We start from the raw sequence: 13,977 nt of genomic DNA on the forward strand, positions 1-13,977 counted from the left end.
TCGAACGGGAGGAAAAACATGGCACGCTACGGACGCGACTACGGCCGGGATCGCTGGAGCGGCGCGGGCGGGTACGGGCAGGGTGGCTACGGCGGCGGGCAGGATGCGGGTGGCGGCGCCTCTCGCGGCGAGTACGGCGGCATGGGCTCCGATTCCAACTACGGCGGCGGCAGCCAGTACAACGCCGGCCGCTCCGGGTTTGGCCCCGGCGGCGGCGCGTACGACAACGACTTCAACGCGGGTGGCGGGTACGGCGGCTACGGCTACGGCTCCACCTCCGGTGGCACCCTGGGCGGCGGCGGGAATCGTAGCGGCGGTTACGGCGGCGGCGGCCAGGACTACGGCTACGGGGCCGACTCGGGCTTCGGCGGCGGGTACGGCGGCGGCGGACAGGGCGACTTTGGCCGCGGCAGCCAGCAGCGCGGCGGCTTTGGGTACGGCGGCGGTGGTGGATACGGCGGCGGTGGATACGGAAGCGGCGGCGGGTCGGGGTACGGCGGCGGGACGGGCGGGTACGGCGGCGGTGCCGGCTACACCAGCGGCGGGCAGGGGTACGGCGGATACGCCACCGGCAGCGACGCGGGTGGCGGCTCGTCGTACGGCAGCACCGGCTTGGGCGCGTACACGTACGGCGGCCAGCAGCAGGATGAGACGCGCCGTCTGCGCGCGGCCGACGTGATGACCGACAATCCGGAGACGGTGACGCCGGAAACCTCGCTGGCCGACGCCGCGCGCAAGATGCGCGACCTGGACGTGGGCATCATCCCCGTGGTGGAGAGCGAGAGCAGCAAGCGCCTCAAAGGGGTGCTTACCGACCGCGACATCACCATCCGCGCCGTGGCCGATGGCAAGGACGCCAACACCACGCGGGTGATGGAGGTGATGACCACGCCGGTGTAAACCTGCAACAACAACGACTCGCTGCGTGACGTGCTGAGCGTGATGGAGCGCGAGCAGGTGCGCCGCGTGCCCATCACCGACCGCGAGGGGCGCCTCGTCGGCATCATCGCGCAGGCCGACGTGGCGACGGAGGTCGACACGCCGCAGGGCCAGCGCAGTTTTGCCGACACGGTGGAGAGCATCTCCGAGCCCGGCAACCCGCGCGGCCGCTGGGGCGGGCGCTCCAGCCAGAACCGCGGCGGCGGTGGCGGCGGGGGGATCATGGGCGCCGTTCGCAGCGCCGTGAGCAACCTGGGCGGCACCGGCCAGCGCGAGTCGTACGGCGGAGCGAGCGCGGGCGGGATGAACGCCGGCGGGGCGAACGCTGGCGGGACGACGAACACCGGGGGGATGAATGCGTCTGGTGGATCGACGGGGAACAATGATTCCCGCGCCATGAACGACCCCGGCAGCGAGAACGTCTGACCGTTCTCCGCGAATCGGCGCAACGCCAAGGGAGGCCCGGGCAACCGGGCCTCCCTTTGATTTACGAGCCGCGCCCCCGGGCCCTCTCCCCCGCCGGGCCTTTCGCTGTTCCTCGCGACGGCCGGCGACCCCTCCCCCAACCCCGGGGGAGGGGTGGGGCGTGGGCCGACGACGGTGAGTTTTCGGATGAGGTGGCGCGCTGTCGGAGCGGCTCACGACCATCACACCATCACACCATCACACCATCACACCATCGGGCACCCGCGGCAGGGGACGGCTTTGGGGCAGCCTTCGCAGGGAAGCTCGGGGGCGGGAAGGTCGCCGATGCGGGACTTTTCCTCCGCCAGGCGCAGGGCCAGGTAGCGCATCCGCCGGCTGTTGGTTCCCTCGCCGAACTCGCCCTCGCGCGCGGAGCCCAGCGTGCCCGCGGCGGCGGAGGTGGCGATCTCGCGCACCTGCTCGATCTCCTCCACGCCCAGACGGCCCAGGCCGGGAAGCTCGTGCCGCGGCGCGCGCTCCAGCACCAGCACCTGCCGCGCGAAGGAGATGAACATGGAGCACGCTTCCGGACACGGCACCAGCGCCTCGCCGGTGGTCTCGCCCTCGCTGGGCAGGTCCAGCGGCGTATCCGCATCCACCTCCCACGCCACGCGGCGCAGGCACGCGGCATCGCCGCAGCAGGCACGCACGGTGTTCCGCACCACGTCCGGCGGAAGCAGCTTTACCGCGCCGTACATCCCGCTCTGCCGCGCGGCGACCTCGCGCCAGTGCGTGACGCGCAGCGTACCGGCCAGCTCCGCGTACCAGTGCAGCGCGCAGGCGGGATACAGGTAGTCCAGCGCCGTCCACAGCGCCCGCGCGTCCAGATCCACCAGCGCCCAACCCTGCCGCAGGTTGGGCGCGGTCTTGAGCGGGCGGTGCTCGCCGCCGTTGGTCATCTGCGCGATGTAGCGGGCGGCGTACGGATCGCTCGTCACCGTCTCCAGCGAAGGAATGGAGCGGAGGACGTCGCGCGCGTGGCGGATTTCGTACTGCGTGTCGCCCGTGCGGAGAAGGCGCACCTGCAGGAAGGTGCGACCCGCCTCGCCGGCCGCGTCGATCCACTCGGTCAGCGCCTGGCGCGCCGCGGGGATACCGCCGGCCGCGTGGGCGCCGCGCACCTGCGGGGCGTCAGACACCGGCCGCTGCCCCCGCCGCGGCGCCAGCCTCGCGGGCGCGCTGCAGCACGATCTGCGCGATCTCCGGAAAGGTGCCCACGGGCGCGGCGTAGAAGATCGTGCGCCCGTCCTTTTCCGTCATCGGGCTGACGGCGGGGCGGTTGATCCCCAGGTCGTCGGGGATGGTTTCCTGCGTGTGCCACCCCTCGGCGACAAAGAAGGGGACGAGCACGATCCGCCGCTCCTCCATCGACTCCAGCACCTCCCCCACCTCCGGCTCCTGGTCCAGGAACCCGGTGCGCACGTGGCCGAACACCCCCGCTTCGTCGGCCTCGCGGCTCACGCGGTAGATGACCTCGGACGAGTTGCTGTTCCGCTCCGTGCCGTGGCCGATGATGATGAGCCCCGTTTCCCGCGCCTCGTCGTCGGTAAGCCCCGCCGTTTCTTCCGCGCGGCGCAGGATCATCCGCGACATGGAGGGGTGCGTGCCCACCGGCTTGGTGTAGCGGATGGTCTTCCCCAGCTTGCGGGTGACGGAGGGCGCCGGCCCGTCCAGACCCAGCTCGCGCGGAATCACCTCTTCCGTGAAGTAGCCTTCGGAGATGAAGAGGGGGACCACGTACACGTCGTCGGCCTCTACCAGGTCGAACACCTCGCGCATGGAGGGCTCTTCCTTCCAGAAGCACTCGCGCACCTCGTCGAACGCGCCCGTGGCCCGGATGGCCGCCGCGTGCGCGTAGACGGGTGCGCTGGATTCGGCGTTCAGGTGCGACCCGTGGCCGATGATGATCAATGCCTGCAACTGCTTCCGCTCCTTCGGCAAACGTTGTTACGACGCGCCGAAGATGGGCCGGCGGGGGGCGGGGGGCAAGGGAACGGAAAACGACTGTGGATACGGCGGTGACCTGCCAACCACATGGGGATCGACGCGAAGCTCCGGTTCACGTTCGTAATGGCGCGCTGTGGTGGGCTACCTCATCTGCGAGAGTACGATTTCAGAAGAAAATTGTTGCATCCTCATTGTACGCACCTTATCCTCCAAGACGCCATGGAATGTAACGTCTCTTAAGGTGCTTGTATCGATTGCAAAATGTCGATTCTCTGCTTCGCGTCAGGCCGGTATTCCGAACGTTGCCAGGTAGATCGCCCGTCCCTGCTGATGAGTCGGCGGCGTGCCGTGCGTTGTGTCCTGGCGGTTCTTGCGGCGGGGTGCAGTGCGCCGGAGACCAACATCCTGAACTACCCGGTCGCCTCAGGAGGAACCCTGGCGCAGCACGTTACGGCACAGGCGCCTTCGGTGATCCTGCTGCTGGATCCGTCGGACATCGTTGTCTGCGGCAACCACATCAGCCGCTGGCTGGAGTGGGAGCGGCGGAATCCCGGGCGGGTTCTCCTTGTGCTCACCCGCGCGCCCAGCGAGGCGGACCGCAAGCAACTCCTGCTGTTCCGCATCAAGCCCGATGCGGTTCTGGGCACGCCACGGGGATACGCGCGAGTCCCCACGCCGTACGAGTACCTGGCGGCTGATGGAAAGATCGTCTTGTCGGAGCAGGTGCCTGTGGGTGCACCGGAGTCACCACTGCTCAAAGTGTTTGAACAGGGGCAGGTCGCAGCACTGTTGCAGTCTGGTCCGAGAACTTTCGTTAACCAACCTGAATGAGGAGAAATCGATATGCGGAAAGCACCTTTCGCCAGGATCGCCGCTGGCGTCGCCGTCGCGGTGGGAATGAGCCTCGGGTTCAACTATCGGGAGGCGCGCGCCGACGACCCCAACACCGTGTGGCTTTGGAAGGACGCGCTGGGCAAGTGCCCGGCGGCGTGCGACGGCAGCGTGCACGTCTGCCCGTGCCGCACCGCCGAGATCGAGTAGAGCATCCAACCGGCTGCCAGTCCAGGTTCAGCCAACCTGAATGACGGTCGTTGCCCACTGTTCCTGCGATCTGTTCCCCCTGTTCAACATGCCAGGCTTCATCTTGCAATCGTTCACTTCTCGTCTTACTCCCGGCGCGCTGGTGGTGGCACTCTGTCTTTTGTTGGGTGCATGCCGGGACCAGGCAAAGCCAGGCGGGGGTGCGGACGCCACCGCTGGCGGTCCCGGACTGACCGCCGTGTCACGGCTGGTGCTGCAGGAAAGCGATTCGCTGTTCCTGAGCAGCCTGGGCGACTTTGGGTTTGAGCCCGCAGACGGGTCGTTCTACGTCACCGACCAGTTTGCGGGACGGCTGCTGCAGATCGACCGCTCCGGGCGCATTGCCCGCACCTTTGGGCGCAAGGGCACAGGTCCGGGGGAGTTCGCGCAGATCAACCTGATGTTCTCCCGCGGAAACGAACTGTTCGTGAACGAGGGAAGGCAGAGCGTCTTTCACGTCTTCGATCGCCGCACGGGACAGGTGCAGGGCGGCCGGCGGCACGAAGGGATTTTCCGGGACGTGCGCCTGGTGGGGAACACCGCCTGGCTGGGGATGCAGAACAGCACGCACGGCACGGCCGTGGCCCGGTGGGACCTGGACTCCGACAGCGTGCGCTACATGATCCCGCTGCCGCGCGAATACCGCGAATCGCAGCCGCTGGCCGGCATCTATTCGTCCGTATTCGTGGTGCCCTGGGCCGATACGCTGCTGGTGGGGTATGCGGGTAGCGACGACCTGCACCTGGCGACGCAGGGGGGCACGCTGGTGGACACGGTGAGCCTGCCCATCCGCGCTCGGCGCGGGGTTCCCGACGACATTGTCAAGCGGCTGCCCAAGCTGCAGTGGCCGGAGATGATCGCCAGCGCTTCGGCGCTGTTCGGGCTGGGTCGGTTCGCCGATGGTCGCGTCGCCGCGGTGCACCTGGACCAGGTGGTGAACGGCAGCTCGTTCACGGCGGACGGGTTCGTGAGCGTGCTCTCCGCAGACCGTCGGCGCGCGTGCGTGGACGGAGCGCTGCCGTTGAGCAAGGACACATCGCCCCGGGTGCTGTTTCGCGGCGACACGCTGTTCGTGCTGCAGCAGCGCCTGACCGAGGACGAGCGGGCGGAAACATCCATCACCGGCTTTCTGTTGAACACGGACCGCTGCCGCTGGCTCCCGGTCGATCGGTAGCTAGAAGAGCTGGTTGGCTTACGAGAGGCCGCGAAGAGGCAATCGCCTCGCCGCGGCCTCATGTATCCTGCCGACGCGGCAGAGCCCGGCTCCAGAAAACGGGAAAGCCCCGCCAACTGCGCGGGGCTTCAACGGCTCAGGACGAATCGGGTGGAGGCCCCGGGAGGCTACGGCTGGACCGCGGGTGGCGGGGGAGGCGGGGTCTGCGGCATCGGCTCGGCCGGCAGCTGCGGCTGGACGGGCGGCTGCGGCGGAACCGGTGGGACTGGCGGCGCGGGGCGCAGGTCGGAGTCGTAGCCCCAGGGCCGGAGGATCCACGACCAGCGCTCGCGGGGCGCGACGGCTCCGGCGATGGCGCCAAGCGTAAAGCCGGAGACCAGGCCCACGCCGCCACCGATGAAGGCCATCTCGCCCATCTCCTTGTCCACCACCTTGGCCAGCAGCGGCCCGCCGATGAGCCCCAGCCCGGCGCCGACGAATGCGCCCACCCGGCCGCGGTACCACGCCGTGGACGCCGCGCTGCCGCCCGCGAACTTGTCCAGCCGCGACACGGAGCGCAGCGGCAGCCGGACGGAATCGCCCGTCACCTCGTCCACCACGACGATGGCCTCGTGCGTGTACGAGCTTACCGTGCCCGTGACCGGCGCGGGGATGAAGTTGGGCGAGGTCACGCGGACGCGCGTGCCGCTCAGGCCATCGGAAGCCTGCTGGGCGGCGGCGGGCACGGAAAGCAGCAATGCGGCGATCGCCGCGAGCATGGGAATGCGCATCGAGTCTGGCTGGGAAGTGATTGCGTGGAGGATGGATAGGCGGATGAATATGGATGCGTAATCGTTTGTTGTCTACCGGGAGGCGGAGGATTCGTCCAGATCGACAACCGTGCACAAACCTTGTGCATGCGGTTCGGCCGAATCATCTTGGCGCCTGCGGCCTGTCGATCCCCCCGCCCGGAAGCCATCGATGCACTCCATCTCCCGCGTCCTTCTGATCGCCGCCTCGCTGGTGGCCTGCACCACGGCGGCCCCGGCCGCAGACCCGCCGCCACCCGCCGACGTGTTTGCCGCGCTGGACGGCAATTGGAGCGGCGTGTTGGAGTACGCCGACTACCGCACCGACCGCCGCGTACAGCTGGTCACGCGGCTCACGGCGGACGCGTCGGACGACGGAAGGACGCTCACGATGGCCTACGTGTACACGGAGCCCAACGGGGAGAACGTCACGTCGCAGGGTGTTCACCGCATCGACCTGCCGGCGGGGCGCTACGTGATGGGGGACGATACGTTCGACATCGGTATGGTGGAGGGATTCACGAGTGCCGCGGGTGGGCGGATGGTGGTGACGGGGACGGTGATCGACAACGACCGCCCGGAGCCCGCGCGCCACACCATCACCCTCTCCGGCGACACGCTGCGGATGCTGAAGGAAACGCGCTCACCCTGGCAGTTCCGCAACGAGTACCGCCTGGTGCGCGTCACCAATCCCTAGCCGCGTCCGAGGCCATCCGGTATCGACACGCCTGGACGGCATTTCCTCACACAGAGACAGAGTCAGCAGAGTCAACAGAGTTTGTTCAGCGCGAGAGACAAACCCTGTTGACTCTGTTAACTCTGTGTGAGGCCAATCTTTGGGCGGATCACGCCACGGCCGGTGCCGTGCGCAGCTCCACCGCGGGCGCGAGCAGCTTGTACATCACCGGCGTCACCAGGCGCGCCAGGATGGTGGACGAAATCAGGCCGCCGATGATGACCCAGGCCAGCGGCGAGTAGAGCGACGAGCCCTCCAGCGCCAGCGGCAGCAGCCCGCCGATCGCCGTCAACGTCGTCAGCACGATGGGGACGAAGCGGATCTCGCCCGCCTTCTGGATCGCATCCACCAGCCCCATCCCCTCCTCGCGCAGCTGGTTGGTGAAATCCACCAGCAGGATCGAGGTCTTGATCTCGATGCCGATCAGCGCCACGAAGCCGATCGTCGCCGTGAACGAGAGCGTGTGGCCGGTGATCCACAGCGCCGCGATGCCGCCGACGAGGCCCAGCGGGATCACCGAGGCCACGATCAGCGTGCTGCGGAAGGTACGGAACTCCAGGACCAGGATGGCCAGGATCATGAACGTGGCCACGATCACCGCGCCGCCCACCCCGCCAAAGCTCTCCTGCCGGCTCTCGATCTCGCCCGCGGCCGTCCAGCGGTAGCCGTCGGGAAGCTGCATCCCCTCAAGCTCTTCCAGCACGCCGCGCGTCACCCGGTCGGTGTTGAAGCCGCTGCGCACGTAGCTGGTCACGGTGACCGCGCGCTGCTGCTCGTGGTGCGCAATGCGCGGCGGCGAGCTGGCAAAGCGCACGTCCGCCACCTGCCGCAGCGGCACCGTGGCCCCCGTGAGCGACGTCACGTAGACGCGGTCCAGCGCCTCTACCGTGGGCATTCCCTGGTGCGGCAGTCGCACGCGGATGGGATACTCCTCGCCCGTGCCGTCGCGGTACACGCCCGCGCTGAGCCCCGCGATCCCCAGGCGGATGGTGCGGTCCACCTCGATGGCGGGGATGCCGAACATCCCCGCCTTGTGCTGGTCCACGTCTACTTTCAGGTCCGTGCGCGCCAGCCGCACCGGGTTGTCCACGTACATCGTCCCCGGGGTGGCGGTGATGACGCGCTCCACCCGCGCCGCCAGCGTGCGCAGCGTGTCCAGATCCGGGCCGGTAAGGCGGATGGCCAGCGGCGCGTCGATCGGCGGGCCGTTCTCGAACTCGCGCACCTCGATGCGCGCGTTGGGATACGCCGCGAACCGCGCCCGCAGCGTGTCGAGCATGGCGGGCGTGTCCCTGGAATCGTACTCGTCCAGGGTGACGAACAGCTGCGCCACGCCCGCGTTCTCGTTGCGGGGAATGACGTTGTAGTACACCTGCGGGTTGTCGCGCCCCACGTTGGCCATCACCGACGCCACGCCCGGCTGCTGACTGACGATGCGCTCGGCGAAGCGGGCGGCGCGGTCCGTCTCGGCCAGGCTGCTGCCGTCGGGCGTGGAGACGTCCACCAGGAACTGCGGCGTGCCGGCTTTCGGAAAGAGCGAGAAGCCGACGGCCGGCACCAGCGCCAGCGACGCGACGAAGAGCGCGGCGGCGCCCGCAAGGGTGCGGCCCGGACGCGCCAGAGCGCGGTGCAGCACCGGCGCGTACGTGGCGCCGATCACGCGGTGCAGCCAGCGCATGAACACGTTCCCCTCCGGGTCCTCCGTCCGCGACAGCGTGCGGCTGGCCAGCCAGGGAACGATGGTCAGCGAGACGATCAGGGACGCCAGCACCGTGTAGACGACGGTGAGCGGCATCACCCGGATGAACTTGCCCGCGTTGCCGGGGAGAAAGATCAGCGGCAGAAACGCGAAGATCAGCGTGGCCGTGCATCCCACCACCGCGATGGAGATCTGCCGCGTGGCCATCAGCGCCGCCTCGCGCCGCGACCTGCCCTCGCGCAGGAAGCGGCTGATGTTCTCGACGACGACGATGGAATCGTCCACCAGCAGCCCCAGCGCGATCACAAAGCCTACGATGGAAAGCTGGTTGATGGTGAACCCGGTCAGGTTCAGCGCGGTGAGCCCCATTGCCAGGGAAAGGGGGATGCTCACCATCACGATCCCCGCCGCGCGCACGCCCAGCGGCAGCAGCGTCAGCAGAACCAGGACGATGGCGATGCCGAAGTCGCGCCCCAGGTGGCTCAGCCGCTCGCGCACGTTCTTCGACTGGTCGAAGCCGCGCTCCAGCTTTACGCCGGGCGGCAGTGTCTTTTCGTACCCATCCAGCTCCTTCCACACCCCGTCGCGCACGGTGCCGATGTTGGCGTCCGGCAGCTGGTTGGCGGTCACGAACACCGCGCGGCGGCCGTTGAAGCGGGCGATGTGCGTGGCGTCGCCGTAGCTCCAGTCCACGTCCGCCACGTCGCGCAGAAAGGTGACGTTGCCGCCGGCCGCGCGGACCACGGTGTTGCGCACCTCGTCCAGCGAGCCGTACTCGCCGCTGGTCTTTACGCTGAAGCGGCGGCTGCCGGCGTCCACCGTTCCCCCCGGCAGGTTGGCGTTGTCGCTGCCGATGGCCTGCATCACCTGCCCTGGGGGAATGCGCAGCTGCGCCAGCCGTCCCAGGTCCAGCCGCACGCCCACCTCGCGCTCCGGAAAACCCCACGTCTCCGCGCTCTTTACGCCAGGGACGGCCTCGATGCGCTCCTCCAGCCGCTCCGCGCGCAGCTGCAGCTCGTGGTAGGGCAGCGTTTCGCTCACCAGCGCCAGCTGCACGATGTTCACGTCGCTGGCGTTCACGCGGTCCACCTCCAGCGAGCGCAGGTCCGCGGGAAGGCTGGGGCGCAGCGCGTTCACCTCGCGCAGCACTTCGTCGTACTTCTCGTCCGCGTCCTCTTCCGGCTCGAACTCCACGTTCAGCACGGCCACGCCGTCTTCCACTTCGCTCTTGATCTGCTTGATGGCATCCAGCTCGCCCATCCGCTCCTCGATGGGGTCCACCACCAGCTGCTCCACGTCCCCCGCCCGCGCGCCGGGGTAGACCGCGACGATGATGTAGGTGGGGATGGGGATGGCGGGATCCTCCGCCTTGGGGATGCTGGCCCACGAGCTGATCCCCATCACCGCCAGCATCAGGAAGAGCACGACGGTCAGCTGGTACCGGTCGATGAAGAACTCCGTGATGCGGCTGATCATGGGACCACCTTTACGGCCACGCCGTCGCCCAGGTACGCCGCGCCGTCCGTCACCACGTTCGCCACGCCATCCAGCCCGCCGCTCACCGCCACGCGTTCCCCCGCGATGAAGCCGACGGTCACCGGCAGCCGCCTGGCCGTGCGCCCATCCGCCGCCAGCGTGTAGACGGTCGCCTCGGTGCCGTCCGCCTCCAGGATGGCGGAGATGGGCACCAGCGCCATCTCCGTCCCCGCCGCTGGCCGCAGCTCCACCCGCCCTACGAGGCCGGACGCCAGCGGCTTGCCCCCGCCGGAGACGGACACCTCCACCTGATACGTCCCCGTCATGGGGTCCGCCGCGGGCGCCACCTCGCGCACGGAGCCGGCGAACGGCTCGCCGGGAAAGGCATCGAAGCGCACGGTGGCCGCGTCGCCGGGCTTCAGGCGGACGGCGTCGCGGTCGGCCACGCCCACGCGCAGCACCTGCCCCCGCTCGCTGCTGCCCAGCACGACGATCGGCGCGCCAGGGGCCACCAGCTCGCCGCCCTCCGCCAGCCGCCGCAGCACCACCCCGTCCGCCGGGGCGACGATGGTGGCGTAGCGCCGGTTGAACGCAGCCGCCTGCAGCCCGCTGCGGGCCACGTCCGCCCCCGTGCGCGCGTCCTGCACCTGCGCCAGCGTGGCGACGCTGTCCGCGTACAGCGCCTCGGCGCGGTCCAGGTCGCGCTGCGCCTTGTCCACCCCGCTGCGCGCCGCCGCCACCTGCGCGTCGATCTCGCGCAGGTCCAGCGTGGCCAGCGGCTGGCCACGGCGCACCTGCTGCCCTTCCGCTACAAGCACCCGCGCCACGATCCCGCCGATCTTGAAGGACAGCTGGATCTCGTCCTTGCTGTGCAGCGTGCCCGTGGCCTCTACCGGCCGCGTGACCCACTCGCGCGTCACCGGCGCAGTCCGCACCGCCACCGCGTCCGGCACCCGCGGCGCCTCCGCGGCCGCGTCGCGCCCGCAGGCGGCCAAGACCAGCAGTGGCAGGATCATCATCGTTTTATGCATTGCAACCTCCTTTGGATTCGGGTTGACAGCTCAGGCAGATTCAGGCGGCGCGTTTCCGACGGGCCCTCTCCCCCGCCGGGCCTTTCGCTCGTTCCTCGCGACGGCCGGCGACCCCTCCCCCAACCCCGGGGGAGGGGTAGGGGCGATCCGCACGTTCACGCCGTCGGACACACACTTTCGCACTCTCGTACTTCCGTACCTTCGTACTTTCGTACCTTCGTACTTTCGTACCTTCGTACTTTCGTACTCACGCACTTCAGTTCCCCAGATTCCGCAGCGCGGCGGCGCGCTCCAGCTGCACCCAGCGGGCGGCGTAGTCGTAGCGGGTCAGGATCAGGTTGAGGCCTGCCGACGTGTAGGCGGTGCGGGCGTCGATGAGTTCGATCTGCGGCGCGATGCCCTCCTGGTAGCGGCGCTCCACCAGCTCGTAGGTGCGGCGGGCGGCGGCCAGGCGGTCCTCCGCGGTGGCGATGGCGCCGCGCGCGACTTGGGCGGAGCGGTACGCCGTGCGCACCTGCAACTCGATCTGCTGCTCCACCTGTGCACGGCCGGCGCGGGCCTGGTCGGCGGAGATGCGCGCCTGCTGCCGCCGCGCGCCCGTCTGCCCGCCGTTGAAGGCGCTCCACTGCACCACCAGTGAGGCGACGGCAAAGTCGTCGTCCGCGCTCAGGCGGTAATCGTTGCCCTGGACGCCGTAATCCACCGCCAGCGCCACGGTGGGCAGGCGCGCGGCGCCGGCCAGGCGCACCTGGCTTTCCGCCGCCGCGATCCCCGCGTCGGACTGGCGCAGCTCTTCGCGGCCGGCGAGCGCGCGGCGCACGGCATGGTCCTCATCCACCGTCATGGCAAAGGCGAGCGCGCTGTCCGGCAGCACCTCAACCGGCGTGTCCAGGCCCCGGTTCAGCAGGTGGTTGAAGCGGCGCATCGCGGACTGGCTGCGCACCTCGGCCTCCGCCAGCGCCTGCTGCGTCTCGCCACGCTCGGCGCGGGCGCGCAGCACGGCGTCCGGCGCGGCGGTGCCGCGCGCGACCAGGCGCTCGGCCACGCGAAGGTTCTCGTCCAGCAGCGGAAGGGTGGATCGATACAGCTCCACCACGCGGACGGAGCGCGCGTAGTCCAGGTAGGCGCTCTGCACGTCGGCGGCGAGCTGGCGGGTGGCGGTGTTCAGCGCGTGGCCCTGCAGGTCGCGCAGGGTGCGGCGCAGGCGATGGTTCTCGCCGATGGCGGGCTGAAAGAGCGGCTGGGCGATGCGGACGCGCGTCTCCTGCGACAGCGGCAGCCGCGCGTCCACGTCCGTGGGAAACCGATCGGTCCCGGTGAGTTCGTTCAGCGCGCCGTACGCCGGATTCACCAGGTCGCCGATGTTCATCCCCCCGCTCATCTCGCTGTACCGCGCGTCAAACGCGACGGTGGGGAGAAACAGGCCGCGCGCCTCGCGCACCTCGGCGTCGGCGCGGTCGGCGGCCAGGCGCTCCTGGCGCAGGCCCAGGTTGCCTTCAATCGCCTGCCGCACGTACCCGCTGAGCGGATCGTCCACCTGCGCCCGGAGTGGCGCCGCGGCAAGGAGCGAAAAGGAGAGCAGCGCGGCGGCCATCCGCGCCACCGGTGTCGATCGTCCATCCGGGTACCGCATGGGGTCCACCTCCAGCCGGGGTGAGAGAGTTTGCAGAACAGCGTGGGAAGATCTGACTGCGTGCATGTATCTAACGTTGTTAAGTCGATGGGCAAAAAGAACCTCCGCGTGGGCCGGCAGGCGGATTACGCCTGCTGTCCCTCGCGGAGGATTCCGCGGATCAGCGCGTCGATGATGGCCTTTGCCGTGGTCCGCAGGTCGCGCCATTCCATCCACGGGTCCTGGCACTTGGCGATCTGCAGCGAGATGATGCCGTGCACGCTGCTCCACGTCATCTGCGCCAGCTGGTGCGCGTCCGTCAGCTCCGGGCGAAACCGGCCCACGTCAATGCCGTCCTGCACCGTCTGCAGCAGAAAGCCGTACGCGTCCTCTTCCGGGTTCTTGTCCGAGTGCACGTGCGCGGGCGTGCGCGTCATGAACATGATCTGGTAGTGGTGCGGGTTGTGGATGGCGAACTCCACGTACGCCATGCCGATCCGCCGCAGCCGCTCTACCGGGTCCTCGATGCGCTCCATCTGCGTGAACTGCCGCCCCAGCTTTGCGAAGTCGCCGTGGCACAGCTCGATGATGAGCGCGTCCTTGTCCTTGAAGTGGTGATAGATGGCGGTGGGCGTGTATTCGATGCGCTGGGCGATGGCACGCATGGTGGTCGCCTCGACCCCCTGCGTGGCGAACATCTCGCGCGCCGCTTCGAGGATCTTGTCGCGTGTCTCCAGACGCTCCCGCTCCCGCCGCTCTTTCGTTCCCATAACTCCGGTGTGTGATTTAACGATGTTAGGTGGATGATATCCGCAGCGGAGCAGGGTGTCAAGAACGATGTGTGGAGGGATGGGTCGAACTGCGTCCGCCGGGGTGCCCCTCCCCCGGCCCCTCCCCGTTCGTTCCTCACGGAGAGGGGAGAACTTCGATCCCGCTCGACGACCTTGGCCGCAACACCCCTCCCCCGCAGTTTGGGGCAGGGGTCGCCGGCCGTTGCGAGGAACGAGCAAAAGGCCCGGCGGGGGAGAGG

11 protein-coding genes and 2 pseudogenes are annotated in these 13,977 nt (G+C 69.1%); 6 read left to right on the plus strand and 7 right to left on the minus strand.

The genetic code is table 11. From position 1 onward, the window contains the following. Window positions 1-18: 18 nt before the first annotated feature. A complete protein-coding gene (locus tag ACOJUJ_RS28345) occupies window positions 19-900 on the plus strand; it encodes a CBS domain-containing protein (protein ID WP_420130294.1) in 882 nt (293 codons plus the stop codon). A gap of 12 nt (window positions 901-912) precedes the next feature. Beyond that, window positions 913-1,365 (plus strand): annotated as a pseudogene (locus ACOJUJ_RS28350) (CBS domain-containing protein); the annotation flags it as partial. A 245-nt stretch (window positions 1,366-1,610) separates the two neighbouring features. Here ACOJUJ_RS28350 and ACOJUJ_RS28355 read toward each other — a convergent pair. Together ACOJUJ_RS28355 and ACOJUJ_RS28360 are read right to left on the minus strand one after the other, a co-directional pair. Further along, the gene (locus tag ACOJUJ_RS28355; protein ID WP_420130304.1) at window positions 1,611-2,525 is read right to left on the minus strand and encodes a DR2241 family protein; all 915 of its coding nucleotides are present in this window, start codon (window positions 2,523-2,525) and stop codon (window positions 1,611-1,613) included. Continuing rightward, window positions 2,499-3,324: pseudogene (locus ACOJUJ_RS28360) on the minus strand (CbiX/SirB N-terminal domain-containing protein); the annotation flags it as partial. The gene ACOJUJ_RS28355 and the pseudogene ACOJUJ_RS28360, both read right to left, overlap by 27 nt. A 288-nt stretch (window positions 3,325-3,612) precedes the next feature. On the opposite strand from ACOJUJ_RS28360, the gene ACOJUJ_RS28365 reads away from it, so the two are divergent. The 3 genes from ACOJUJ_RS28365 (at window position 3,613) to ACOJUJ_RS28375 (ending at window position 5,605) form a co-directional block, all read left to right on the plus strand. Then, window positions 3,613-4,182, plus strand: a complete 570-nt coding sequence (locus ACOJUJ_RS28365; protein ID WP_420130295.1) for a hypothetical protein — start codon at window positions 3,613-3,615, stop codon at window positions 4,180-4,182. Between the two features lie 12 nt (window positions 4,183-4,194). After that, window positions 4,195-4,392 (plus strand): hypothetical protein, encoded by a 198-nt coding sequence (locus tag ACOJUJ_RS28370; protein WP_420130296.1) that lies wholly within the window; start codon window positions 4,195-4,197, stop codon window positions 4,390-4,392. A gap of 238 nt (window positions 4,393-4,630) precedes the next feature. Next, window positions 4,631-5,605, plus strand: a complete 975-nt coding sequence (locus tag ACOJUJ_RS28375; RefSeq protein WP_420130297.1) for a hypothetical protein — start codon at window positions 4,631-4,633, stop codon at window positions 5,603-5,605. 167 nt (window positions 5,606-5,772) lie between these two features. On the opposite strand, the gene ACOJUJ_RS28380 is transcribed toward ACOJUJ_RS28375, so the two are convergent. Then, window positions 5,773-6,375: a hypothetical protein gene (locus ACOJUJ_RS28380; protein ID WP_420130298.1), complete on the minus strand. Its 603-nt coding sequence runs from the start codon at window positions 6,373-6,375 to the stop codon at window positions 5,773-5,775. A gap of 190 nt (window positions 6,376-6,565) precedes the next feature. On the opposite strand from ACOJUJ_RS28380, the gene ACOJUJ_RS28385 reads away from it, so the two are divergent. Beyond that, on the plus strand, window positions 6,566-7,090 hold the full coding sequence (locus ACOJUJ_RS28385; RefSeq protein WP_420130299.1) for a hypothetical protein: 525 nt from the start codon (window positions 6,566-6,568) through the stop codon (window positions 7,088-7,090). Between the two features lie 148 nt (window positions 7,091-7,238). Here ACOJUJ_RS28385 and ACOJUJ_RS28390 read toward each other — a convergent pair whose 3' ends face one another. The 4 genes from ACOJUJ_RS28390 to ACOJUJ_RS28405 form a co-directional block, all read right to left on the minus strand. Further along, window positions 7,239-10,304, minus strand: coding sequence for an efflux RND transporter permease subunit (locus ACOJUJ_RS28390; RefSeq protein ID WP_420130300.1), 3,066 nt, complete (start codon window positions 10,302-10,304; stop codon window positions 7,239-7,241). After that, window positions 10,301-11,323, minus strand: coding sequence for an efflux RND transporter periplasmic adaptor subunit (locus tag ACOJUJ_RS28395; RefSeq protein ID WP_420130301.1), 1,023 nt, complete (start codon window positions 11,321-11,323; stop codon window positions 10,301-10,303). Before ACOJUJ_RS28395 ends, ACOJUJ_RS28390 begins: the two co-directional genes overlap by 4 nt. 268 nt (window positions 11,324-11,591) lie before the next feature. Continuing rightward, window positions 11,592-12,968, minus strand: a complete 1,377-nt coding sequence (locus ACOJUJ_RS28400) for a TolC family protein (protein WP_420130302.1) — start codon at window positions 12,966-12,968, stop codon at window positions 11,592-11,594. 125 nt (window positions 12,969-13,093) lie between these two features. Next, on the minus strand, window positions 13,094-13,717 hold the full coding sequence (locus tag ACOJUJ_RS28405; RefSeq protein ID WP_420130303.1) for a TetR/AcrR family transcriptional regulator: 624 nt from the start codon (window positions 13,715-13,717) through the stop codon (window positions 13,094-13,096). Window positions 13,718-13,977: the final 260 nt, after the last annotated feature.

Source organism: Longimicrobium sp. (assembly GCF_048594345.1).
In the GTDB taxonomy this organism is placed as follows: Bacteria; Gemmatimonadota; Gemmatimonadetes; order Longimicrobiales; family Longimicrobiaceae; genus Longimicrobium.